Consider the following 26,073-nt stretch of genomic DNA (forward strand, 5'->3'; position numbering starts at 1 on the left):
CGTTATTTTTTTAACAGTGTAGGTTGCCAGATCCTTCCGGGATATCCCAAAATAGCGAAATTATTTCCCAAAAAGTAAGGTAAGCATGGTGCAGCAAGACAGTCCTCTGAGTCTGTTTGATCATCCCCAGCAAATTGTCTTTGAAGCTCATAAGCCCTGGGTGATGGATCACAACCACTGGCATGGCCATCTGGAGGTGAACATTCCCTTTGGCCAGCCGGTCAGTTACTCCTTTAACGGTCAGGATGTGCTGATTCCGGCAGATCAGGTCTCCATCTTCTGGGGTGCGCATGCCCATCGACTGACCGACAGTCACGACTGTCCGTTCATGGGGATTCTGAATCTTCCGGTACATCTGTTTTTATCGTGGCCGCTGGAGCACGGCCTGGTTGACCGGTTAATGAACGGCGCAGTATTGACCGCCAGACAGGAAAACCTGTTGAGTCAGCAACAATTGATCAAATGGCGGGAAGAATACGAGTGTGGGGACCAGCAACTGCGGCAGCTGGTTGAACAGGAACTGATTTTGTTATTACGAAAACTGAGTCACTATGGCTGGCGCGAAGTTCTGAGTGACAGAGCGAGAAGCCGGAGTCAGCATTTTGGCCATCCGTCCGGCTTTACCCATATCCAAAGCATCCTGCAATTTATCGCCCGGAATTATGACCGCCGGATTACCGTGGGGGATATTGCCGGGCATGTCAATCTTCACCCCAAATACCTCATGCAGCATTTTCATCGGGTGATGAGAATGACCGTCAAACGTTACGTCAATTCCCTGCGAACCAGTCACGCCCGGGCATTGTTATCAGATACGTCACGGCCGATCATGGATATTGCGCTGGCAGTAGGCTTCAGTTCCACCAGCCGGCTGTATGATGCCTTCAAAAAAGAAGTTGGTATGACACCTAAACAGTATCGTGACAGTTTTCAGCGCAAATAATCTTATCGCTTCTTTTCAGACACGACTTTTATGCCGATCTCGACCGCCTCTTCCACTTTTTTGCGCATTTCCCCAAGTTCCTGACGCGATAGATAAAATGCCATATCCACCGAGTGGCGGTAATAACGCGGTGGCAGATGGTTAAGCGCCACGCAGGCGATATCCTCTAGCTCACTGGTTTCGAACAACTGTTGCTGATTCTTTTGATATAGCTCTTCAACCACCAGGTTTTCATAAAAATTCTTGATATCCGCTTCGATCGTCATAGTGTTTGTCCCTGCTGGATAAACGCGACAAATTCATCGCGAGGTAATGGCTTACTGAAATAATAGCCCTGTATTTCATTACTGCCATGTTTCTTCAACCACTCGACCTGCACTTTGGTTTCGACGCCTTCGGTAATAATTTTGAGATTCAACGCATGGGCCATTTGAATAATGGCTTCAACCAGCGTTTCATTGGAACGGTTGCCAGGGATACCAACGACAAAACTGCGATCAATCTTGAGTTTATCCAGCGGAAAACCATTTAAGGTGGACAATGATGAATAGCCGGTACCGAAATCGTCTATGGCCAGGGCAACACCCAATTGCTGCAAGCGCTTCATGATTTCAACCGAAGCATCCAGATCATGCATCAAGTGGCTTTCGGTAATTTCCAGTTCCAGTTGATCATAGGGCATGCCGGTAACGCTTACGATATCCCTGATCATATTGACTAATCCGGTGTGTCGAAACTGTCCCGCAGAGAGATTAACCGCCACAACGGCCTGATCAATGATGCCCTGTTGTTTCAGTTCTCCCCAGAATTCACACGCCTGACGCAAGACCCAGTCACCAATGGGTATGATGATACCGGTAGCTTCAGCCACGGGAATGAACTCATCCGGCGAGACATTCCCTAGCCCAGGATGTTGCCAGCGTAACAGAGCTTCTGCACCGACAATTAATCCGGTAGATAAGCTGACCTGTGGCTGAAAGTACAAGTGCAGCTCATCTCTTTCCAGTGCCGTTTCCAACCCTTTCTCCAGCATTCGCTGACGTTCGTAGGCCTCACCCATGGCCGGATGATAAAAGATGGTTTTCTGATCCTGCGACAATCGCAAAGCAGTCTGACAACGCGATATCAGAGAGCCTGCCTTGTCATTGTCGGTAATGATCGTACTGGCAATTCTGACTCGCATCAGAAATTCCAATTCACCCAACCCATAAGGCCGCGCCAGTCGATGGCGGATTTTTTCCATCAATTCCAGCAGGGAATCCTGATCCATCGACAATACGGTCATGCCAAACACTTCGTCAGCCCACCGATAGCCAGCCCGTAACGCCCGATAGTCGGTTATCAGAGTATTGACCCGCTCGGCGATTTCGGAGCTGACCATGTCAACATGGTTTTGTCCGTGAGAGGACAAAACATCTTCATAGCCATGGAACTGGATCAACAATAAATAACTGATACCGTGACGATTATTATTCTGAAGATCTTCGTACAGCTGAAAACGGTTATACAGACGAGTCACCGGATCGTGGGAGGCACGATAAACCAGTTCGTTTTTGATACGCTCCTGTTCAGTCACGTCCTCCATATAGACGTGCAGCTGTGGCGGTAGCGACAGATAATGTACCCGATACTGAAACTGTCGATAACCCAATGTACCGAACCAGTCACGATGGGGCGGATCAGAGTTTTTTACCTCCTCAAGCAATGAGGCCAGATTTTTGGGCAATAATGCGGAAACATCCTGAGCCGGCATCTTCAAAACTTTCAACAACTGATAAGAGGCCGGATTGGCATACGCAACCTGACCATCCTTGGTAAGGCTCATAACCGGATGCGGGTTATATTCCGGAAAAGCCTGTAGCATCCTGATTTTGCTGTGCTTGATTATCAACAGATACAACAGCCAGCCAAGCAGAGAAAATACCGCCAAAACGATCATGCTCAATGCGACAGTCAAAATGGTCAGGCGTGAAATTTCCTGGTTATGTATGGTCGAGGCATTGCGTTCGAAGCGGTCAAAAAAATCACTGATGTCAGCCATGACCGGGTGCATTTTTTGCTCCAGCTGTAACATCTGCTGTAACCGGTACTGCACGGCCAAATGATTGATAGGTGACTGATCCAGTTCGGTAATGATGATACCTGCGGTGGTGAAATAAGTTTGCAACAGACTGTCAAGCTGGCTTACTTCGTCCATGTTCGCCAGCTGCTGTTGCAGCTGCTTCATCTCAGTAGAAACCTGTTCATGCAGCCTGACCGCAGTGGCCCGAAACTGGTCCGGATGGCGCTGCTCAAAATAGGCTCCAAAAATGAGTCGTTCATAACGATCCAAATACATCTGAAGTTCGCTGAGTGCCCTGTCATTCACGTAGGTTTCCGAGGCACTGCTCAGCAACTGGTCCCGTAACTGTACGCCGGTCTTCAATGCCAGCAGACTGGTGACAATCCCAGTGCCCAGTACGCCCAACAATGCCAGTGTCAGGTAAGTATTCAGAAATACACGCACATCGTCACTTCCATGGTTTTTTAACAACAAGCTTAGCACTTGAATCAGATAAATAACGGGAAAATCTATCCGTTCGTTAACCAGATCAGGTTTTGAAGTATGCAAATAGTCGCATGAGTGTCTTCATTTGAGAAAGAAGGTCTGGAGAGCATTTAAAAACTGGTCGACAGCGCAGAATTGGTGTCAATAAACGGGCCTTCTTTACACCGAAGGCCCGGATCCAGAGAAGATTTACTGAGTATCAGTCGTCATCGAGGAAACATTCTGGAATCCACGGGGTAACTTGTTACCACGACGACCCCGCTCACCCCGATAATGCTCGAGATCTGCGGAACGAAGTTTAAGATTACGTTTACCGGCGGAAATTACCAGAATATCGTCTGTCGACACAATAATTGCACCGATCATATATTCCTGACCGGCTTTAAACCGATCAGTTGGAATACCGATCATTTTATTGCCTTTACCTTTGGCCAGCTCAGGTAAATCCTGCACAGGGAACACCAGCAAACGCCCTTCATTACTGACCACGGCAATCAAGTCTGTTTCCTTCTGCCGGACCATAGATGGCATCATAACTTCTGCACCATCAGGAACGTTTATGACCGCTTTACCCGCTTTGTTTTTGCTATCGAGATCTTCAAGCCGGGCAACGAAGCCATAACCTGCGGTTGTACACAGCAATACCTGTTGATCCGCTGCCCCCATTAACATGCCTTTAAATTCAGCACCCGGTGGAGGATTGATCCGGCCACTGAGAGGCTCTCCCTGCCCACGGGCTGACGGTAATGTATGTGCCGCAACGCTGTAGGAACGACCGGTGGAATCCAGCAACAACACATTCTGGTTGGACTTGCCTCGCACACTGGAGGCATATTCATCACCCGATTTATAGGCCAGTCCGGAAACATCAAAGTCATGACCTTTCGCCGAGCGAATCCAGCCTTTACGCGACAGAATCACGGTGACAGGATCTGCGGATACCAGTTGCTCTTCACTCAGAGCCTTGGCTTCGGCACGTTGAACAATCGGCGTACGTCGGTCATCCCCAAATTTTTCCGCTGCTTCCATCAGTTCTTTTTTAATCAGCGTCCGCATACGTGCCGGACTGCCAAGAATTTTCTGCAGCTTTTCCCGCTCCTGGGCCAGATCTTCCTGTTCACCCCGGATCTTCATTTCCTCAAGCTTGGCCAAATGCCGTAACTTCAGCTCAAGGATTGCTTCAGCCTGGGTGTCGGTAAGATTGAAACGTGACATCAGAACCGGCTTGGGTTCGTCCTCGTGACGGATAATCGCGATAACTTCATCGATATTTAAAAAGGCAATCAGCAAGCCATCAAGGACATGCAGCCGGGCTTCGACTTTTTCCAGCCGATAGTTCAACCGGCGGGTCACGGTATCAGTGCGGAAAGACAACCATTCGGTCAGAATCCGGTTCAATGGTTTAACCTGCGGCCGGCCATCCACACCGATCATATTCAGGTTCACCCGGTAGGTCCGCTCCAGGTCAGTGGTGGCAAATAAATGCGCCATCACCTCTTCCACATCAATTCGGTTTGAGCGGGGCTCAATGACCAGGCGGGTCGGGTTTTCATGGTCTGACTCATCACGCAAATCAGATACCATGGGTAGTTTTTTGGCCTGCATCTGCTGGGCGATCTGTTCCATGATTTTGGAACCCGAAACCTGATGCGGTAAATCGGTGATGATAATATCGCCGTTTTCGCGCATATACCTGGCCCGCATCCGCAACGAACCACGGCCACTCTCGTATATCTTTTGAATGTCTTCCCGCGACGAAATCAGTTCCGCCGCCGTCGGATAGTCCGGACCTTTAATATGGGTCATCAATTCCGAGACGGTCGCTTCAGGGTTATCCAATAAATGGATACAGGCAGAGACCGTCTCACGCAGATTATGCGGCGGGATGTCCGTTGCCATGCCAACCGCGATACCCGTTACGCCATTGAGCAGCACATGAGGTACCTGTGCCGGCAAAATAGCAGGTTCATCCATGGTGCCATCAAAATTTGGCAGCCATTCCACGGTTCCCTGGCCAAGTTCACTGAGCAGCAGCTCCGCGAATTTTGACAGCCGGGACTCGGTATAACGCATGGCAGCAAAGGACTTGGGATCGTCTGGAGATCCCCAGTTTCCCTGCCCGTCGACCAGCGGATAGCGATAGGAAAACGGCTGAGCCATCAATACCATCGCTTCGTAACAGGCAGAATCACCATGAGGGTGATACTTACCCAACACGTCACCTACCGTGCGGGCAGATTTTTTATATTTGGAACTCGCCTTCAGACCGAGTTCACTCATGGCATAAATGATTCTTCGCTGAACAGGCTTCAGCCCGTCACCCAGATGCGGCAGAGCCCGGTCCAGAATCACGTACATGGAGTAGTTGAGGTAGGCCTGCTCAGTAAACTGGCTGAGCGAGGTGGTTTCCACTCCGTCTTGGAATTTGGGGTCAGACATAAATTCAATGATATCAATGGGTTAATTTCAGCGTGTAGTGTGTCAGTTGAGACCCGAAAAGACAATTACAGCCTTGTAAACCTGCCCACCCCGAAAAAAGAGGCACAAATACGCTTTAATACAAAAAAAATACTTAATATTTTCCTACGAGTTCCGCTAACATATTGAACTAGTTCTCATTTTGAAGTGAAATACCGCCCCGAATATAACCATTGATGGGTTGTCTTTAAGTTGTCTGTTGTGGAGTTTTTTATGAAAGCCATCATTCTGCTATTAATCTCAGGTGCCTTATTAGTTGGTACTCCCTCGGTTATGGCAGGAAATTTCATTTCGATTCATGACCAATGTGCTCAGAATACTCATTCCCAGAATTGCACAGCTAGTGAACAGAAGGTATCCCAGGCAGCTCATTTGAATACTACCGGGCCGCTGCTGACCATGGCACTGGTTGTCCTGTTAACACTGATTGTCAGAGAAAAAAACAGCAGCGATATAACAGAATAAGTACCCCACTAAAGGACAAAGACAACTCTCCGGCAATTTAGCTCCCCCGGCTTTCTAATCCTTTCCCTTTTCCCTACCATAGTCAGACAACTTCCAACCTGACTCGGGTAAGGGTTTATGGCTAGACTGATACGCGCGCTCTTCTACTTCTTCTGTCTGCTCTTGATGCTGGTGTCTGCATTGGGTGTCACTGTCTACATTAACTTACAGGGCAGTCTGCCCAGGCTTGAAGGCCACCTCGACGGAGTTCCTGTCAGTCAAAGCATCAATATTTCCCGCGACAGCAATGGCACTCCCCTGATTGAGGCCGGACAACGCAGTGATACGGCCTTTGCTCTTGGTTTTCTGCATGCTCAGGAACGTTTCTTTCAAATGGATCTGCTACGTCGCAATGCTGCAGGTGAACTCAGTGAACTGATCGGTCCCTCGGCACTCGAACGGGATAAAAACAACCGGAAGTTTCAACTGAGACAACGTGCCGAAAACATGGTAAAAGCCATTCCTGACGACCAGCGTGCCTTGCTACAGGCTTACGCCGAAGGGGTAAACTACGGCCTGCACAGCCTGAAAAGTCGTCCTTTTGAATACTGGCTGCTCAGACAAAAACCCCAAGACTGGCAAGCCAGTGACAGTTTTCTGTGTCTGTTGTCGATGTACCTGAATCTGCAACAGGGCGATGGTGGATTTGAGCGCTCCATGCAAGTGCTCAAAGATTCTGTGCCTGCCGCCTGGTACCACTTTCTACAACCCACTGGTGGACAGTGGGATGCCATGATTACCGGCCCACAACCGCTGACCCCTCTCCTGATTCCCGACTCAGGCTGGCCTGCGTTCTCGTCCCAACAGGCACGTATTGCCGCTCAGCCTGCATTGGGATCCAACAACTGGGCCGTTGGCGGTAATCTGACCACCACCGGCAGCGCCATGGTGGCCAATGATCTTCATCTGACTCTGGGAGTCCCTAATATCTGGTACCGGGCATCGTGGCTGGATATCCAGCTGCAGCGCCAGTTAACGGGTATCACCCTGCCTGGAGCTCCATTTATGATCACCGGCAGTAACGGCCACATTGCCTGGGGCTTTACCAACGCCTATGGAGACTGGAGCGACATCATCACATTGCAGACCAATGACTCCGACACCATGTATCTGACGGCAACGGGCTGGGAAAGTTTTACCATCTATCAGGAAACCATTCATATCAACGATGGCAGTTCTGTACTCGAACCCGTCCGCCTTACCCGTTGGGGACCGGTGATTGGCCAGGATAATCAAGGGCATACGCTGGCCATTAAATGGGTGCCACTGGAGCATGACGGAACCAATGCCAATCTGGTGCGACTGGAAGCAGCGAATACGGTGGATGAAGCCCTCGCCTATGCTCCTCTCGTTGGCATCCCACATCAAAATCTGGCAGTTGCAGACAGTCAGGGTAATATTGGCTGGACCATCATTGGCCGTATTCCCAAACGGGTCGGCCTGGATGGTGAGTATCCTTCAGACTGGTCCAAAGGCGATAAATCCTGGCAGGGATTTTTACCGCCCGAACAATATCCAACGGTAAAACGTGATCGAAATGGCCGCATCTGGACCGCGAATTCCCAGGTGGTCTCCGGTGATGAGCTGAAAAAAATCGGTAACAGCGGTTATGACATTGGCGCTCGTGCACAACAGATACGCGACGACCTGGAAGCGAAAAACCAGTTTTCAGAAGCAGACCTGCTGGCGATTCAACTGGATGACCGGGCCGTTTTTTTGCAACGCTGGCACGAACTGATGGTAAGCCTGCTGGATGATCCGGCGGTTAACCATTCATCAGGCGTAGACGACATTCTCGGAAACTGGGAAGGCAGGGCCGGCAAAAACTCCGTTGGTTATCGTCTGGTTCGACATTTCCGTAACGAAGTCATCGATCAGACGATTGGCAGGCTTTATCAGCAAATCGAAGAACAGAGCCGCTTTTTTTCTATCCCTGCCGTCATAGAGTATGTTGATTATCCGGCCTGGGCATTGGTATCAGAACAGCCCGAGCATCTGTTACCGCAAGGTTATGATTCCTGGAGGGCATTCCTGGTGACCTGTCTGAATAACAGCATTGATGACTTAACCCAGAATGGTAAAGAACCCCTGAAACAGCAGACCTGGGGCAAGTACAACACTCTGAACCTGACCCATCCGTTAACCAAAGCACTGCCGTTCCTGTCATCCTGGCTGAACATGCCACATGAAGCGGTGGATGGTGATGATTATATGCCCCGAGTACAGGGGCCCGCATTTGGCAGCTCTGACCGTATGGTGGTCAGCCCTGGTCATGAACAGAGCGGTATATTCAACATGCCAACCAGCCAGGCCGGACATCCGATGTCACCTTACTATGGCAAAGGCCATCAGGATTGGGTTCAGGGGCATGCCAGTCCATTTCTGCCGGGTCCGGCCCAATGGACACTTGAAATAAGACCAGATAAATGAAAACAGAACGCCTGAGCTGAGAAGATCAGGCGTTCATGATTAATTGTCAGGCTCGCTTACCCAACATACGTTTTAACGTCAGGTCTTTGTCGACCCAATGGTGTTTAAAAGCACCTAGCAGATGAAGTGCAATAGTGGCTGCCAGGATATAACCCAGCCAAGTATGCAGTACATGCCCAATACTGGCTACCGTTTCATTGAAAGGAATAGCTTTATCGTCCTGATAATTGGAAGGCACCAGTTCCAGACCAAATATACTGATACCGTGCCCTCCAGCTCCGGATCCCATCATGCCTGAAATCGGCATTAACACAGTCGCCAGAATCAATATCCAATGAGCTGCATGAGCCACTGAATGCTCTATCTTTGGGTACTCTCTGACCGGTTCAGGCCATCCAAGTCTGTAACGCCAGACCACCCGTATCACTGCGAACAACAAAATAATCACACCTATCGCTTTATGATACGGATACAGTCCGTAACTATGATTAAAGGTCATATAAAAACCAACTGCTGTCAGTGCAATCATTGTCAATGCAACAATCCAATGCAAAAAAATGGTCATATGACTCAATTTGTCTTTGTGGTCCATATCTGGCTCCAATACCTAAACAGTTATTACATATACATTCATCACCAAAATGAATGTATTCATTTTCTGGCGGGCTATCGTCAATAAGTCAGCCTTGATATCCTCTTTACCGGATCAGGAAACTCCCGGAAAAGTCATGATTTTGGAATAAGAGCGAAAATTATTCCGATGCTTCATGCTGCTAAAAAATACCGGGCCTTTATTGCAAGTTGTGCCAGATAGTTTTCTCGGAAATGATTGTTAACAGCGAAATACCAATCCAAAAACAATGCTGCCACAAGCGCACCTTCCATGTCCTTTCGGTAAAGCGACTTATATAACAAACAAGATGAAGACCTGCCCTTCCAGCGGCCGAAGTAAACCTGATCTTTTAAAAAAATAAATGCCAAATGCTCAAAAAAACCAACTGCTTCTCAATTTACAACTTTACGAGGATACGCAGCTCACAATGATTCCAAAAAACATCGTCAGCATTTCCATTATCATCGAATCTAAAATGCTTGTTTTTAAGGTTTTCACGCCAACAACCTCTTCAGTTATTTAATTTTCCTGACGAATATCCGCAAATACTATCAACTTATTAAGTATGGAATTTTTTATTTTTTTCGGGTAGTAGAAAACCAATAGAATATTACAGACCAACACTTTTGTTACAACACGAAATACAAAGATACAAAACGGTTTCCAGTCGCCAATGTACTTTTTTAAGGGGCCTCTGAAAAACAGGAATAGTTTTGATGCAGGCGAGGAAGCACCACTCGCAACACCGCAGTTTACTGGAGTAAATGAGGATGTGAGACTGGGACTGACAACGTCCTGCGCGAAAATAGTCCCTTTTTCAGAGGTTCCTTAGAAGCAGCATGAAGCGTTTTTATGATAATTAATTGGAAGGAAAAATCCGTTATTCAAATAATTCATTATGGCGTAAAACAGTTCAGGAATGGCTCCTGCTGGTGGATCTTTTCTCCACATACTGTTTGTTAGATGACTCACGCAACATGACGCCATATAATCAGATTCTGTTTTCTGATCGGCAACAGAAACCATAAATTCACTGGCTAATTCTAGACCACAACCATAACCACATGTATTGCCATGATCTCGACATAATTGGACAGAAAAAAGCCGTTTATTTAAAAAATAACATGCATTACTTATCATCACATACATTATCGATATGAATCTGAAACAAAGTTTTCCACCGGTCATTGCAGAAAATTCTGAAATTCTTGTGCTGGGTTCCATGCCTGGTGAAGCATCGTTACGACAGCAACAATATTACGGTCATCCTCAAAATCTTTTTTGGCAAATATTACTGGAAAGCGAAGGGTACGAAACCAACACGCTGGACTATGCAGACAGGCTGACACTACTGAAAAGCAAAAAAGTCGCACTGTGGGATGTGCTTGAGTATTGTGAGCGTCGAGGCAGTCTCGACAGCAGCATTGTGGCCAAATCAGAGCAGGCTAATGATCTCGTTACCCTGCTAAGACAATATAAAAATATCCGGAAAATATGCTTTAACGGAAAAAAATCCTACCAATCATTCAACCGCCATGTATTTCGCAATAACACAGAATTTTTCCATACTTATGAGCTCGTCACTCTGCCTTCAACCAGCCCCGCGAATGCGTCGATCCCACGCACCATCAAGTATCAGCAATGGGTGACTGAGGTGTGGAATCCCCCCAGGGTTTGAGCAACTGCTGTTTGATACCAAGCTGATTCAGAATGCGGGCGACGATAAAATCGACCATATCATCAACACTCTCCGGACGCTGGTAAAAACCAGGCATTGCCGGCAGTATCACCACCCCCATCTGACTCAACGTCAACATATTCTGCAAATGTATCGTTGATAACGGGGTCTCCCGTGGAACCATGATCAACTGCCCCCGTTCCTTAAGAACCACATCCGCTGCACGTTCAATCAGATTGTTGCAGGCGCCAGCGGCTACGGCAGACAAAGTACCAGTAGAGCATGGGCACACCACCATCTGTCTTGGTGCTCCGGACCCGGAAGCAACCGGGCTGGTCCAGTCCTCCCGGCCGAATACGTTGATCTGATTTTTTGTCGCACCTGTCATTTGCATAAGCAACTCTTCGGCTTTGACAGCATTGGAAGGCATAGACAGGTCCATCTCCAATGCCATCACCATCTGCGCCGCTTTACTGATCAACACATAAATCCGCCTGTCCGCCTGCACCAATTGTTCGACCAGCCGCAGGCCATATTGAGCACCTGAAGCACCGGTAATGGCAACAGTGATAGTATCGGAATCAACCATGATGACGAACCAACCCTTCCTGGGTGGTTGATGCAATCAACTCACCTGCGCGATTAAATATCTGTCCGCGCACAAAACCTCGACAACCAGATGCGGATGGACTATCGGCCACAAACAGCAACCAATCATCCAGACGGAATGGCCGATGAAACCAAATGGCATGATCAAGACTGGCAATATCCAGATTACGGGTGCCCAGTGACAGGCCGTGAGGCATCAGTGCGGTCTCCAGAAATCCCCAATCAGAAGTATAAGCCAGCATGTATTGGTGAATTTTCAAATCATCAGGCAAAGGCGCAACAGAACGGATCCACATGTGGCGCCGACCAATACCATGGCGTGGCCGGAATGGATTCTGGTTTTCAACGATGCGATATTCAATTGGACGTTCGGCGGTAAACTGATCGCGAACTTTTTCCGGAATCTCATCAGCATGCTGACGAAACAGTTCAACGGTAGAATCAAAATTTTCCGGCCCCGGAACATTCGGCATGACTTCCTGATGAGACACTCCCTGTTCTTCAATCTGGAAAGAGGCTGTCATTGCAAGGATCGTTTTACCAAACTGACTGGCGATAACCCGGCGCACGGAGAAACTTTTACCATCACGGACATGTTCCACTTCATAATCAATAGGATGATGTGCATCTCCAGGCCGCAGAAAGTAAGCATGCAATGAATGAGGGTGACGATCAGAAACAGTCTGACTGGCAGCACTCAGTCCCTGACCAATCACCTGACCACCAAATACCCGACTGAAACCCAGATCCTGACTATGTCCTATAAAGCGGTTATCACCATTCTCTTTAAGAGTTAATAATTTCACTAAATCTTCAACAACCTGACTCATACACCTACTCCGAGTGATGTTCAAAAAAATAAAATACAGATGACATCATTTTGCGAAAACGGTATCTTGCTACAATGCACTCCCGGATTCTTTCCTATATCTGGAATCCAGCCAGCCAGAACATTGTCTGACAAGCGTTTTTTTTCAACCTACGTCTCAGAATTACAATGTTTTACTCTGGTTTTTTCAATGCTGAACTATCTTTAAATAATTGTATTGTACTTATCCTCATTAAAGAAAAGGTTAGCCAACATGTCAGCAGGTGTTTCTTTCGGTTACCCGACCAGCAATAAAGACCTGATATGGAATCTTGACGAGATCAACAAGCGCGAGCTTGCCTGTAAGTTTCTATACAAGTTCGAAAACCTGCTATGTATCTATTCTTCCTCTGTAGAGCAGTTATATACCAATTACAGTATTAACATGCCCTCAGATGATCCCAGTAAAATAGTCATTCTACCCAATCCCTATACCTTCCACGACACCTTCAATCACATTTCGGCCAGCGCGATCCGCGATACCGGACTGCATATCGTGCCAGGACAGGTGATAGGAGCAACCGGACTCTATGTTATGGTGCGCTCCAGAAATCGTAGTGAACCACCAGCCCCCCTGCCCTTTAAACAGGCTTTACGAAAAATAATTTATACCCAGCAAACCAAAGACCCGTTTTTACCCATACTGGTGAAAGGTGATTTGCGTCAGTTCGATACACACACACCGTGTCTCCATCTGCATCGGATAAAAATTACAGAACTGTCTGGCGTATCGGAGTTTAACTGCAGCAACATCCGGGCATCCATTGTCGAAAAGCTCAAAGAACTACATCGAAACGCTGATCAGCTTTAGCACATCACTCTGAGTCCAGCACCTCCGCATGGTAGCCCCCCAATTCCATTGGTGGTCAGATTATGGCTTTGATGGGGGCAAAATATAGCGAAACGTCAGACTGATCCGTTCTCCCATCTGTCGAGCACTCTTGGCAATTCCATGACGCCAGTAATGCTGAGTTTCTCCCTCCATGACCAGCAAAGAACCACTTTGTGGAGTAATGGTGAACTGATCCTGACCATTTTTATGCTTGAAACGTAAATCCCGGGCATATCCGAAGGTCAGCATGGCGACAACCGGATTCTGGCCCAACTCCGGTTCATTATCGGCATGGAATCCCATACCGTGCTGCCCGTGCTGATACCAGTTTCCCAGCATGGAGTTGAATCGATAACCGCTGCCTTGTTCAACCGCATGCTTTAACGGCAGCAGCATATCCGCCCAGGTTCTGGGCTCCAGCCGAACGTTCGAATACGTATACGCCTCATCCCCATACCAACACTGCAAGCGCGGGGTTTTATAGTGCCGGCCAAACAATTGAACATCTCCTTGATACCAGTCCAGCGCCGTCTTCAAAGGCTCAAGCAATGACTGATGCTCCGGGATAAAATCCTCGAAATACCGGAGACTGCCATTGCGGAGATCAACCTGCTGGAACGGTGCTTCAGCAAACAACATACTTTCACGCCTCCTCTGAACAATCTTAACGGAGAATACTAACACCTTCTGTTTCCGGACAGTGCTGCTGCGGGGTGAATAAAAGACTTTTGCAAAAGCCGCAGGCTATAATGGTCATTTTGACAATTGAAGGTTTCGTTCCAAAGATGTCCACAAATGCTGAATCAGCACTGAGATGGTTGGATGAACAGCAGCCAGATACTCAACAGATACAGGAAGTAATCCAGAAACTGGAAGCCAGACTCAATTCGGGTGCCAGCCAGGAACAACTCAGCGGAACGGTTGAGGCATTGGAGTTGCTGCAAGAAGTTTTGGAAGAACGCGAACTCCAACAACCAGACACACATGCCGCAGTACCGGCAACACCTGACACAATCACTGAACAAAACGCAGCAAAACTCGATTTATCACCATTGGGTGAACCCGCCAGCATACCTGAGGAACATCTCAGCGACACAGACAAACGCAAACGGTTCGAACAACTCAAACAACAGTTATCCAAATAAACCACCCTCCTACATTCACAGTTCCTATTGATCATGGTGACGGAGATGATACATGACTGAACGCATAAATTATGAGTGCCTGCCGGTAATCACCGGTCCTTATGTCCATGCCACCAAATACAACAAAACCTTGTTTGTATCCGGCCTCACTGCTTACGGTACCGATGCTCAGAACCTGGATCTGATACGACAGTGTGAAGAAATTCTGTCGCAGTTAAACCGTATTCTGGAACAGGAAAAACGGTCAAAAAATGATCTGGTCAAACTGACGATCTTTGTGCGTGATATCAGCCTGCTTGCTTCTATACGGGAACAACTTTTCAAGTTCTACGAAGGATATTTGCCAGCCTGTTCCCTGGTTGAGGTATCAAGCCTCGTCCATCCTGACCTGCAGATTGAGATTGAGGCAATTGTCGCGCTGGAAAGCAGCGTCTGAAGGGTTCGTAGTTTTCTGTGCCGTATTTCAGTCGGAGATATCCATGAAACTTTATAATGGATATCTCCCGAAAACACAGACTCCGGTCAGGGTTGATACAACACGGTCACCGCAGTTCCTTCAATCCATAAATGATTCGTCACCATCCTGTCATTGCCGGCATCAGGATCGTTTCGCTCGACCGCAACATACCAGGTACCAGCCGGCAGCGGATAACTAAAATCACCACCTGAGTTGTAAATCACCAGAATACGGCTCCAATCGTCATTATTGGCCGCAGCATTGATGTCCGTCACGAGCACCTGATCGGAATAACGGATCGTGGAAACATAACTATCTATTTCGTTCCAGGTATTCATACGCAAGCCGGGATGATGATTACGAAGGCGGATAAGGTCCTGGTAATAACGATAAATGTCAGCGTTCTCGACTTTCCAGTTCCAACGAATCTTGTTTATTTCATCAGATGATATAAAGGAGTTTTCGTCACCCTGTTTATCGCGCATCAATTCAACACCCCCATGCAGAAATGGAATGCCCTGCGAGGTCAGAATCATGCCATTGGCATAGTTTTGTATCCGCCTCAGATAGTCACTCGCCGGGTCTACAGCATATACGTCAGCCCAGGCCAGGATCTTATCGCGCAAACAAAGGTTATCATGAGCAGAAACGTAGTTTATGGTCTGTTCCGGATCCGTCGCAAACATGGGATCCCAAAGATCAATGACCTGCCATGGGTCGTTGTTATAGCGAATGGCGGCACGGGAACCAAAATCCATCTTCCATGCCTCTCCCTGATTGAACGCAAAGCCTCCACCATAACCATCGTCATTATTGCCTTTGATTGCCTCACGAAAATGAGCATTAAAAATACCCACATGAGCATCATATTCACGGGCAATCGTTCCCGGCCTGACACGCTCATTTTCGCGCACATCGTAGGCATAACCGTTCCATGGTTCACCATACAACAACAACTTACGATCAGGAAAAACATCGTTCAGATGCCGCCCCCAGGCACCGAACTCGTCATGGTCGAAAATACCTGCCAGGTCAAAGCGAAAACCGTCAAGGTTATATTCTGTCAACCAATATTCGAGCGAATCCTGGATCATGCGACTGACCATAGGAACATTGGCATCAATGGAATTGCCGGTGCCACTGAGATCAGTGTCGGTGTAATAACGCATGGAGATATTTTCAAACATCTCATAATCGAACGTATGGTTGTACACCACATCCATAATGACGCGGATACCGGCTTTATGAAATTCATTCACCATGGTTTTCAATTCCCGGACCCGATCTTCATAATTCAGGGAAACGGCATACCGGTCTTCCGGCACATTATAATTTCTTGGGTCATATCCCCAGTTATAACAGCTGGTATCGGCTAAGTCCGGGCAGGTAGCAAAGTCATAAATCGGCAACAATTGAACATGAGTGATTCCCAGTTCTTTCAGATGGTCAACACCCGTAGCAACGGATTGATAAACCGTTCCCGGCTCCACCATTCCGAGAAACTTTCCGCGTTTGTCAGCTGACACTCCTGAACTGGTATCAATGGTGAAATCACGGACGTGAATTTCATAAATAATCGCATCCTCACGTTCCGCCAGCGGCGGGCGCTCAGCCCATCCGCCAACCGGCAATGTCCGACTCATGTCCATGACGATATTGGTATCCTCATTGGGAATGGCCATTTTGCCGTAGGGATCACGTACCCGACTGCCATTAATCTTGAAGAAATAAGGCTGACCATGCAGATCTCCATCAACCCGCAGACCATAGATACCGGTATAACCGTTCTGATCATCGGCCCTGAGCATCTGATAATTCACACCGTTCAAGTTCAGCACGACATCCTGGCTTTCAGGGGACCAGACCGCAAATGTTGTACCATCGGCATCATATTCTGCTCCCAGTCGATGGATAACCAAATCATTGGGACTGGCAGCCTCCAGGGAAAACACGTGAGACTGGATATTCAAACAAATCGTATATTGAGTATTGGGATTTACGGAATAATCCTGAGCCGGGTAACTTTCCTGCCAGTTGCCATAACGATCCACTTTAAAACGGGGTCCGCCGTTTTCATCTCCGCCAGAAAATGTCTGGGTAGTGCAGTAATGAACGTTATCATCAGTAGTCATTTGCGTCGCACCCCAAGCGTTTGGGGTACCGCGAAAGTACCACTCTGCGGTCACATTGCCTGTTAATACGAAAATGACCAATAACCAGATAATCCGGGTGTTCATACAGCCTCCTTTCTTGATGTTGTTTTTGAGTAAGCCGATACAACGCTTATGCGGGCATTTCTCGATTTATGCAGCGACTAAAGGCTATCGCCACGCGCATCAAGCATAGTACATATCCGACAATCAGCGGCTGGCTTGTGGGGTGGTGTTTAAGGGGGGATAGTTATTTCCTGAGAAGCAATCCAATAGAGGCTGCTCCGTCACAGCCACCGGATACTGATTGGATTGCCGATTAATGCAGGGTGTGCCGTTATAAGTGTGTTTTAAACACCGACAGAAAACATAGCTTCCAGATCATGTTTGGAATGAGTTTGAAACGCCAGCATGGTTTCAGTTCTGATAATGGAATCGATCTGGGAAATTTTCTGCGTGACCAGATCCGCCAGATCTTCATTGGCTCTGACTCTGACAATTGCCGCAACATCGTAAGAGCCGCTGACGGAATATACTTCGGAAATACCGGGCATATTGGCCAGCTGCTCAGCGACTTCATTGATATGTTTTTTTTCTATGCTGAACAGAATTATGGCAGTAAGCATATCGATTCCTCGTGAGATACTTTGATGATTAAGGAGTCACGAAACCAGTTTGCATGGTTTCGTGACTCCTTACCTGAAGGTTCAATAAATCTTCCGGGATTCATTGCATGACCATTCTAAATCCGCTGCACTAAAGCCATATGTGTCAACGTATCAGAAAATCAATTGCCCCGATCATAATCAGCCATGATTTTTAACCGTTGCCAGACTCTGCCGTTAATGCTGTCAACCGGATAGTGTCCGGTACTATCGGCCTCACCAGTTTCCTCGTCCAGCAATATTTCCATCGCCTGTTCGACCTGGTCTACGGCATGGATGGAAAATTGGCCGGCGTCAACCGCCGCGATAACTTCATCATTCAGCATCAGGTGTTTGATGTTATCTTTCGGAATGATCACCCCCTGTTTGCCGGTCAACCCACGGTCCCGACACAATTGAAAGAATCCTTCTATTTTTTCATTCACCCCACCGATTGCCTGTACTTCGCCATGCTGATTGATCGATCCGGTGACAGCAAACGCCTGTAACACCGGCACTTCAGCAATTGCCGACACCAGGGCAACCAGTTCAGCCAATGAGGCACTGTCACCGTCAATATGACCATAAGACTGCTCCATCGCCAGATTGGCGCTGATGACCAGAGGAAACTCACGGGCATACTTCTGCCCCAGATAACCGGTCAATAACATCACTCCCTTGGAATGAATGGCCTGGCCCAGTTCCGATTCTTTTTCAATATCCACAATGCCATTGGAACCCGCATAAACCGTCGCTGTGATCCGGGCCGGCTGACCAAAACGGGTCTCGCCGAGTTCCATAACCGTCAGACCATTGATCTGGCCGATTCGGGCACCATCGGTATCAATCAATACGGTACCCTCGGCAATCTCCTGCATCAGCTGCTCACTGATACGTCCGTTGCGGACTTCGGCAGCTTTCAAAGCCCCCAGAATATGCTGTTCATCGATGACCTCCCGCTCTTCGCGGGAACGCAGGTAATCCGCCTCGGCCATGATTTCAAACAGACTGACCATGCGTGGCGACAACCGTTCTTTGTGCTCCGCCTGGCGTAGACTGTATTCAATCATCCGTTCGACGGCACGACGGGTCAGGTAGGCGTAATTTTTACTTTCACTATAATGTTTAAGACGCCGGATCAGGTGATCCATGGTGCCTTCATTACGCGGAATGTAACTGTCAAAATCGACCAGTACCCGGAATAGCTCGCTGAATTCGGGATCGTAAGCCTGCAACTGATAATAAATATCCCGCGAACCGATCAGAATGATTTTGACATTGATGTCCACGCTTTGGGGCGTCAATGTGACTGCCGAATACAGTGTGGCATCATAACCGGAAGCATCCAGTTTGATCTGACGGGTTTTCAGTGCCAGTTTCAGGGCATCCCAGGCCAGCGGCTCGATCAACAGTTTTTCCGCATCGAGAATCAGATATCCGCCAGATGCCTTAATCAGACTGCCAGGTTTGATCAACCGGTAATTGGTTACCGGTGTTCCCTGATTGATCGTGTATTCAATGCGGCCGAATAAATTGGCATAACTCGGCAGCAGCTCATAAATCACCGGCGCACCTTCTGTCGGCGAGTGCTCAACCAGAATATTGGGAGAATAGGTTGAGACCAACACCTGCCTGCGTTCATGATCGGTACGGGATTCCAGTTGAATCTCATCACCGAACAGCTCCAGCACCACTCTTGGCAGATGCTCACGCACCTCACGGAAATAACGCAACACGCCAATGCGGTTCTGATACTTGCGTTCGAGCTTTTTGATCAGCGGCCTGACCGCCAGCGCAATGGTTTCAATATCCAATTGACGGCTCTGCTCAGATGCTTCCCGACGCCACTGCGGCAATTCCAGCAGTTGCTCATTGAGAAACTCTTCAAGCTCGGAAATTCGGCTTAAATACAGTGTTTTGGGCTCTTCCGGTAACTGCGCGAACTCGGTTTCATCGAGCGCCTTGCCTTCATATACCGGCGCAAACAGGATGGAGCCATTTTCGCCAATCACTGCGACATCCAGCCCGCTGGCTTTCCGATCCACATTGGCAATGGCCTGATCGTATTTCTGATTGAAAGTGCGCTCTATCTGCGCTTTCCGTCGTTGATAGGACGGGTTTTCAAAGGCAGCCGGAAAGGTATCAAGCAGCTCATCAATAAAATGCTCAATATCGCTAACCAGTTTACTGGCCTGACCGGATGGCAGCTCCAGTGCCAATGGCTCTGATGTGTTGCTGAAATTATTGACGTAGCACCAGTCCGAAGGTGCGGTCTTTTGCTCCGCCTTCTCACGAACATAGCGGGACACCAGCGTCTGGCGTCCGGTACCAGGCTCACCCATTACAAACAGGTTATACCCCGATGAGGGAATATTGATTCCAAGCTCCAGTGCGGCTTTGGCCCGCTCATGGCCCAGAAAACCAATGTCGGCTTCCAGCTCGGCAGTGGTTTCAAAATTCATATATGCCAAAGAGACATTATTTTTTAACAGATCTACAGTCAGTTTTGTCATGGAATAGGGTTACTTCTCAATCGGATAAGAATGGTGGCTGTTCACATTCGATAGCGTAGTCAATATCTGCGGCGATCAAACCGAAACTTTACCTTTAATACTTGGGTGAGCTTCGTAGCCGACAATTTCAAAATCTTCAAACCGATAATCAAACAAGCTATCGGGTTTGCGCTGAATTTGGAGAGACGGCAGTGGATAAGGCTGTCGGGTCAGTTGCAGATCCGTTTGTTGTTGGTGATCGTTATAAATGTGCACATCACCGCCGGACCAGACAAAATCCCCGACGTCCAGATCAGCCTGATGCGCGATCATGTGCGTCAACAGCGCATAACTGGCAATATTGAACGGCAACCCAAGAAAAACATCACAGCTACGCTGGTACAGCTGACAGCTCAACCGGCCTTCGGCCACATAAAACTGAAACAGGCTGTGACAGGGCGGCAGTGCCATTTTTTCCACAACGCCGGGATTGTAGGCGACCACCAACATGCGCCGGCTGTCAGGGTTGGTTCGGATGGTGTTCAATACATTGCTGATCTGATCAATGGTCTCGCCATCCGGTGTTTTCCAACTGCGCCACTGCTCGCCATAGACCGGCCCGAGATTGCCATTTTCATCGGCCCATTCATCCCAGATACGAACACCATTTTCCTTCAGATAACGGATATTGGTATCACCACTGAGAAACCAGAGCAATTCGTGAATGATACTGCGCAGATGCAGCTTTTTGGTCGTGACCAGCGGAAACCCCTGACTGAGATCAAACCTCATCTGATAACCAAAAATGCTCTGGGTACCGGTACCGGTACGATCAGTCTTCATATTGCCATGGGTTTTGATATGCCGAATAAGATCTAAATACTGTTGCATGTTTGTTCTGCTGATACCCTGAAGGGTTTGATTAACCGAATGAACAGGTTGTTCGCCCTGAACAATCTGTTCTTCGCCTCACATTATCGGGCGATATGTCATGGGCTGTCATGCAGAACGTTGAGCGGTCCGCATACTGCCTTTTTTATGAATCAGTGCCCGGAATATCCGGGACTGCATCTGGTTGATAATCAACCGTGATCCATCCCTGCATCAGCTCATCAATCCCGCCTGGGTTATCACAGGATTAATCAGGCGCGAATTGTGACACGTTGGCGCGTTAGCCAAAAGCCCTGTGGCATGATGATTCACTGATCGCCATAATAGCGCTTTCATTCAGGCCACGACGAAAAAAAAATACTATGGAAGCCTGGCAGATTCTGGCAATTGCAACCGGCTACATCGGCATTATGTTTGCCGTGGCAATCGCCGGCGACCGTCATCTCGACAAACCATTGAAAATCCCTCCTGCTGCTGTCTATGGTCTGGCAATGGCGGTTTATTGCACGTCCTGGACTTATTACGGCGCAGTTGGTCGAGCGGCTTCAAGTGGCTGGGAGTATCTACCCATCTATCTGGCACCAATTCTGATGTTCCTGTTTGGCAACCGGATCATCTATAAGGCTTTGCTGGTATCCAAGCATCAGAACTGCTCGTCTATTGCTGACTTTCTTGCTTCCCGATTTGGTAAACGGCCAGGCATCGCCATTCTGGTCAGCGTTATTTCGTTGATGGCCATTATTCCTTACATCTCATTACAACTGAAAGCGGTGACAGCGAGTATCAATGTGATCAGCCAATCCGCCGATACCTCTCAATCCGCCTGGCTGGAGGACACCACCCTCCCAATTGCGTTCAGTATGACTATCTTTGCAATCCTGTTCGGCACCCGTCAGGTGGACGTCACAGAACATCACCGCGGCATGATGATGGCAATTGCATTTGAATCCATCGTCAAACTGCTGGCTCTGCTGACCATAGGCCTTTTTGTAGTCTTTACCCTGTTCAACGGTCCTCAGGATTTCTGGCAGCAGTTCAATAGCAACAGCATCATGAACGCCCCCTTTGAGAACCGTCTGAATGCCAATTTCTGGACCCAGATGCTGTTGGCCGGTGGGGCTATTCTGGTGCTGCCACGGCAATTCCACATTACCGTGGTGGAAAACACCAATATTGAACATTTCAATCTGGCTCGCTGGATATTTCCGCTCTATCTGGCTTTGATCTCCGTTGTGGTGATTCCCATTACCGCGGCCGGGCTGGTGTTGTTCGAGGGGCAGGGTCTGGATGCAGATACCTTTGTTTTGCACATTCCGATGGCCAGTCAGAATATCTGGCTGACCATTTTGGTGTTTATTGGTGGATTCTCTGCCGCCACCGCGATGATCGTGGTAGCCACGCTGACGATGAGCACCATGCTGAGCAATGATGTTCTGTTACCGTTACTGCTCAAGACCAAGCGCTTCAAGAGCCGTGATGGCAAAGACCTGTCTAACGCACTGATCCTGATTCGGCGTATAGCCATTGTCATGATTATCACGCTGGCCTATTTTTACCATCATACCTACGGCAGCAATGACGCGCTCAGTACCATCGGACTGCTGGCATTCAGTCTGGTGGTGCAGTTGGTACCAGCCTTCCTCTGTGGCCTTTACTGGAAAGGTGCCAATGTCTGGGGAGCCTATGCCGGACTGATCTCAGGGCTGGCACTCTGGTTCTTTACCTTAATGCTGCCAACCCTGATTCACGGTGGTTTATGGGAGCCTCAAATTCTGGAAACCGGAATCATGGGCAAGGACTGGCTCCGTCCAGAACACTTGCTATGGTTTGGCATTGATGATCACCTGTCTCACGGGGTTTTCTGGTCACTACTGATCAACACTCTGGCATTGGTCTCTGTATCCAAACTGACTTCGACCCGTCTGATCGATCGTCTGCAGGCAGCTGCTTTTGTTGAAGTACTGGACCCCGGCAAGGAAGTCTCGGAATCCGGATTTCGCCGCCAAAACACCACCGTATCAGACCTGCGGGCATTGCTGGAACGATTTGCCGGAGTCCGCCGGGCTGATTTTCTTCTAAGTGAATTTGCCAGAGCACATCAGCTCAACCTGGTGGAGTCGGCAACGCCAAAACTCATTCTGATCCGGTATGTGGAACGGGTGTTATCCAGCATTATCGGCTCGGCATCGGCGCGTGCCATGGTGCACTCAATACTCTCGGGCAAATCTCTCGGCATCGAAGAAGTGGTCACTTTTTTCGACGAAACCACCCAGGCGATTCAGTTTAATCAGAAACTGCTATCCACCACTCTGGAGAACATTGACCAGGGCGTCAGCGTCATCGATCGTGATCTCAAACTGGTGGCATGGAACCGCCGCTATATACAGATGTTTGATTACCCGGAGGGATTTATCCGGGTGGGTCGACCCATTGAAGATCTGGTTCGCTACAATGCCTCCATGGGGGAATGTGGTCCTGGCAAAATAGAGGACCACGTCAACCGCCGCCTGGAGCACCTACGCCGTGGCACTCCCCATCGTTTCATTCGTCTGCGCCGTGATGGCACTGTGGTGGAAATGAAAGGGAACCCGTTTCCAGGCGGGGGTTTCGTTACCACGTTTAACGATATTTCCGACCACGTACGCTCACAGGAAGCCTTGCAGCGTGCCAAAGAGGAACTGGAAGCCAGAGTCGAAGATCGCACCCGGACCATTCAGGATATCAATCTGGAGCTCAGGGCAGAAATCGCTCATCGCGAGGAAGTGGAACAGGAGCTGATTCACGCCCGCGCCATTGCCGAAGCTGCCAATGCCAGCAAAACCCGTTTTCTGGCCCTGGCCAGTCACGATATTCTGCAACCTCTGAATGCCGCCAGACTTTACACCGCCTCACTACTTGATACCCAACCGATTGAAGGCGAACAGGAACAGCACACGATACTGCAAAAACTGAGCGATTCCCTGCAATCTACCGAAGAACTGATCAGCATCCTGCTGGAAATCGCCCGACTTGATGATGGTGCCTTAACACCGAAGCAGGAAGCTTTCCCACTGATGGACATACTGCTGCCGCTTGAGCATGAGTTCGATATCATCGCCAGAAAAAAAGGCCTGGCCATCAAATGGGTCAACACCCGCCATCATGTTTTCAGCGATCCGGTGTATTTACGCAGAATCATCCAGAACCTGGTTTCCAATGCCATTAAATATACATCCCAGGGAAAAGTTCTGGTGGGATGCCGCCATCATCAGGGAACGCTGGAGTTACAGGTCTGGGATACCGGACCGGGTATTTCGAAACAGGATCAAAGTAAGATTTTTAACGATTTTTACCGCATTGAAACCACCAACCACGAACAAGGTGTCGGTCTCGGACTCGGAGTTGTGCATCGGATGAGTAATATGCTGCAGCACAATCTGAATATCTGGAGCCAGCCTGGCAAAGGCACAATGTTCTCGGTAACCATTCCCATTGTAGACAAGAAAGCAATCGTCACACCATTCGAGATCCGTGAAGTCAGCAGTTCTCTGAACAATGATTTTGCCGGCCTGAAAGTACTGTGTGTCGACAATCAACCCGAAAATCTTCATGCCCTCGAAACCCTGCTGACCAGGTGGGGTTGTGCTACGACGACCGTCAGTCAGCGGGAAGAAGCCTTGAATGAAGCGATGCCCGATCTGCTGTTAATGGATTATCAGCTGGATCATGGACAGGATGGTATTACGTTGACGTTGGACCTGTGGCAGCAATGGAAACAACAGATTCCTACCATTTTAATCACCGCCAATGCTGAGCATAGTATTCGACAACTGGCGCGTGAACATGGAATCGGGTATTTACGAAAACCGATCAAACCCGCACAGCTCAGATCATTGGTGACCAGTTTTCTTCGGCAAGCCGGTTAACCTAAAAGCAATTTAATTGTGACAAAATTCACACATAGACATCAAGTTGCTCTCAATATTGTGCAAAGAAAAATGAATTTCCGGAGAAATATGACCTGATCACACTCATTGAGAATGTTTCAGTCTACAGTTGCTGATAAATTGCACAGCCTATCTAAATGGGTGAAGAGTATTTCTCATGATCAAGCGCGTATCCAACACTTATCTCATCAGCAATGTACCTGATCACATCATCGACAACCCCCATTTTGTAAAAGCGGGGCAATCTTACCTATCGCATTACAATGTTGCTGTCTGGCTGAATATGACTCAGGCTCACGAGATGCCCATGCGACTTGTTTTAAAGATTCAGGATGATGTCAAAGAACAGACGATAAAAGTAGATGAAGTTCAAATGACGCGGATTGGACAAACACTTCTGTCAGGTGTAGCCGTCATCAAAAGCAAGGGACCCATCCGGCAAATGCAGTTACATGTCAAAACCGAGAATAATCATCTTTCTTTTCAGATCGACGAAATTTTCGTCCAACGACATGAACAGAAGCAGCAGCTAACCAGTGCATCAGAACGCCGCAATTCCGGCAGATAAAAAACCCCTTGAACAACAGGATACTGCATACTACTTCCTATCAAGGGGGTACAACTCAACTCGCTCTAAACCGATTTCCCAACTGAACGACCTGTTTCAAAACAGGAATGCCGTCAACTGGGAGCGGTTCCAAACTATCAACTGCTAATGACTCGGGGTAACTTGAAAACTCCAAACCAGTCAGACGATTTAAATGCTCCAGGGCTCTCTCAGGGTAATATTCAGCAATGCTGACAACCTTTCCTGATTCATTCATAACACTCACCTATCTGACCAAGTTGTATTTATTCTCCAATA

At 48.3% G+C, this 26,073-nt stretch carries 21 protein-coding genes; 9 read left to right on the forward strand and 12 right to left on the reverse strand.

Translation table 11 applies throughout. The features are described 5' to 3' along the window. Positions 1-85: 85 nt before the first annotated feature. Positions 86-943, forward strand: a complete 858-nt coding sequence (gene melR / locus YC6258_RS21655) for a transcriptional regulator MelR (protein WP_044618763.1) — start codon at positions 86-88, stop codon at positions 941-943. 2 nt (positions 944-945) lie between these two features. On the opposite strand, the gene YC6258_RS21660 is transcribed toward melR, so the two are convergent. From YC6258_RS21660 to parC, 3 genes are all read right to left on the reverse strand, one after another. Continuing rightward, on the reverse strand, positions 946-1,209 hold the full coding sequence (locus YC6258_RS21660; protein ID WP_044618764.1) for a late competence development ComFB family protein: 264 nt from the start codon (positions 1,207-1,209) through the stop codon (positions 946-948). Beyond that, complete coding sequence (locus YC6258_RS21665) at positions 1,206-3,449, reverse strand: putative bifunctional diguanylate cyclase/phosphodiesterase (protein WP_169749008.1); 2,244 nt, start codon at positions 3,447-3,449, stop codon at positions 1,206-1,208. Before YC6258_RS21665 ends, YC6258_RS21660 begins: the two co-directional genes overlap by 4 nt. Positions 3,450-3,680: 231 nt before the next feature. Further along, positions 3,681-5,930, reverse strand: a complete 2,250-nt coding sequence (gene parC, locus YC6258_RS21670) for a DNA topoisomerase IV subunit A (protein WP_044618766.1) — start codon at positions 5,928-5,930, stop codon at positions 3,681-3,683. A gap of 252 nt (positions 5,931-6,182) precedes the next feature. On the opposite strand from parC, the gene YC6258_RS21675 reads away from it, so the two are divergent. Beyond that, positions 6,183-6,434, forward strand: a complete 252-nt coding sequence (locus YC6258_RS21675) for a hypothetical protein (protein ID WP_044618767.1) — start codon at positions 6,183-6,185, stop codon at positions 6,432-6,434. A gap of 117 nt (positions 6,435-6,551) precedes the next feature. Further along, positions 6,552-8,903, forward strand: coding sequence for a penicillin acylase family protein (locus tag YC6258_RS21680; RefSeq protein WP_044618768.1), 2,352 nt, complete (start codon positions 6,552-6,554; stop codon positions 8,901-8,903). Positions 8,904-8,949: 46 nt separating this feature from the next. Here YC6258_RS21680 and YC6258_RS21685 read toward each other — a convergent pair whose 3' ends face one another. Continuing rightward, positions 8,950-9,495, reverse strand: coding sequence for a cytochrome b (locus tag YC6258_RS21685; RefSeq protein WP_044618769.1), 546 nt, complete (start codon positions 9,493-9,495; stop codon positions 8,950-8,952). Between the two features lie 1,177 nt (positions 9,496-10,672). Between YC6258_RS21685 and YC6258_RS21690 the strand changes: the two genes are divergently transcribed. Further along, positions 10,673-11,194, forward strand: a complete 522-nt coding sequence (locus YC6258_RS21690; RefSeq protein WP_044618770.1) for a DNA-deoxyinosine glycosylase — start codon at positions 10,673-10,675, stop codon at positions 11,192-11,194. On the opposite strand, the gene YC6258_RS21695 is transcribed toward YC6258_RS21690, so the two are convergent. Together YC6258_RS21695 and YC6258_RS21700 are read right to left on the reverse strand one after the other, a co-directional pair. After that, the gene (locus YC6258_RS21695) at positions 11,145-11,783 is read right to left on the reverse strand and encodes a flavin prenyltransferase UbiX (protein WP_044618771.1); all 639 of its coding nucleotides are present in this window, start codon (positions 11,781-11,783) and stop codon (positions 11,145-11,147) included. The genes YC6258_RS21690 and YC6258_RS21695 overlap by 50 nt on opposite strands. Then, complete coding sequence (locus YC6258_RS21700) at positions 11,776-12,633, reverse strand: acyl-CoA thioesterase (RefSeq protein ID WP_044618772.1); 858 nt, start codon at positions 12,631-12,633, stop codon at positions 11,776-11,778. The genes YC6258_RS21695 and YC6258_RS21700 overlap by 8 nt, the downstream gene beginning before the upstream one ends. A 252-nt stretch (positions 12,634-12,885) precedes the next feature. Between YC6258_RS21700 and YC6258_RS21705 the strand changes: the two genes are divergently transcribed. After that, positions 12,886-13,482 carry a hypothetical protein gene (locus YC6258_RS21705; RefSeq protein ID WP_044618773.1) on the forward strand — a complete coding sequence of 199 codons (597 nt, stop codon included), beginning with the start codon at positions 12,886-12,888 and terminating at the stop codon, positions 13,480-13,482. A 60-nt stretch (positions 13,483-13,542) separates the two neighbouring features. On the opposite strand, the gene YC6258_RS21710 is transcribed toward YC6258_RS21705, so the two are convergent. After that, positions 13,543-14,142, reverse strand: coding sequence for an alpha-ketoglutarate-dependent dioxygenase AlkB family protein (locus tag YC6258_RS21710; protein ID WP_044618774.1), 600 nt, complete (start codon positions 14,140-14,142; stop codon positions 13,543-13,545). 146 nt (positions 14,143-14,288) lie between these two features. Here YC6258_RS21710 and YC6258_RS21715 point away from each other — a divergent pair, with 146 nt between their 5' ends. Together YC6258_RS21715 and YC6258_RS21720 are read left to right on the forward strand one after the other, a co-directional pair. Further along, positions 14,289-14,648, forward strand: a complete 360-nt coding sequence (locus YC6258_RS21715) for a hypothetical protein (RefSeq protein WP_144407710.1) — start codon at positions 14,289-14,291, stop codon at positions 14,646-14,648. Positions 14,649-14,700: 52 nt separating this feature from the next. Further along, the gene (locus YC6258_RS21720; RefSeq protein WP_044618776.1) at positions 14,701-15,084 is read left to right on the forward strand and encodes a RidA family protein; all 384 of its coding nucleotides are present in this window, start codon (positions 14,701-14,703) and stop codon (positions 15,082-15,084) included. Positions 15,085-15,170: 86 nt separating this feature from the next. Here YC6258_RS21720 and YC6258_RS21725 read toward each other — a convergent pair whose 3' ends face one another. The 4 genes from YC6258_RS21725 to thyA form a co-directional block, all read right to left on the reverse strand. Next, on the reverse strand, positions 15,171-17,342 hold the full coding sequence (locus YC6258_RS21725) for an alpha-amylase family glycosyl hydrolase (RefSeq protein ID WP_044618777.1): 2,172 nt from the start codon (positions 17,340-17,342) through the stop codon (positions 15,171-15,173). A gap of 263 nt (positions 17,343-17,605) precedes the next feature. Beyond that, on the reverse strand, positions 17,606-17,881 hold the full coding sequence (locus YC6258_RS21730) for an Lrp/AsnC family transcriptional regulator (protein ID WP_044618778.1): 276 nt from the start codon (positions 17,879-17,881) through the stop codon (positions 17,606-17,608). 161 nt (positions 17,882-18,042) lie between these two features. Continuing rightward, on the reverse strand, positions 18,043-20,412 hold the full coding sequence (locus YC6258_RS21735; RefSeq protein WP_044618779.1) for a Lon protease family protein: 2,370 nt from the start codon (positions 20,410-20,412) through the stop codon (positions 18,043-18,045). A 75-nt stretch (positions 20,413-20,487) separates the two neighbouring features. Continuing rightward, the gene (gene thyA / locus YC6258_RS21740; RefSeq protein WP_044618780.1) at positions 20,488-21,282 is read right to left on the reverse strand and encodes a thymidylate synthase; all 795 of its coding nucleotides are present in this window, start codon (positions 21,280-21,282) and stop codon (positions 20,488-20,490) included. Between the two features lie 362 nt (positions 21,283-21,644). On the opposite strand from thyA, the gene YC6258_RS21745 reads away from it, so the two are divergent. Both YC6258_RS21745 and YC6258_RS21750 read left to right on the forward strand, forming a co-directional pair. Next, complete coding sequence (locus YC6258_RS21745) at positions 21,645-25,187, forward strand: PAS domain-containing hybrid sensor histidine kinase/response regulator (RefSeq protein ID WP_044618781.1); 3,543 nt, start codon at positions 21,645-21,647, stop codon at positions 25,185-25,187. A gap of 178 nt (positions 25,188-25,365) precedes the next feature. After that, positions 25,366-25,776 (forward strand): hypothetical protein, encoded by a 411-nt coding sequence (locus YC6258_RS21750; protein WP_044618782.1) that lies wholly within the window; start codon positions 25,366-25,368, stop codon positions 25,774-25,776. Between the two features lie 55 nt (positions 25,777-25,831). Here YC6258_RS21750 and YC6258_RS21755 read toward each other — a convergent pair whose 3' ends face one another. Beyond that, a complete protein-coding gene (locus tag YC6258_RS21755) occupies positions 25,832-26,032 on the reverse strand; it encodes a hypothetical protein (RefSeq protein WP_044618783.1) in 201 nt (66 codons plus the stop codon). Between the last annotated feature and the right edge of the window lie 41 nt (positions 26,033-26,073).

Origin of the sequence: Gynuella sunshinyii YC6258, assembly GCF_000940805.1 — a bacterium.
In the GTDB taxonomy this organism is placed as follows: Bacteria; Pseudomonadota; Gammaproteobacteria; order Pseudomonadales; family Natronospirillaceae; genus Gynuella; species Gynuella sunshinyii.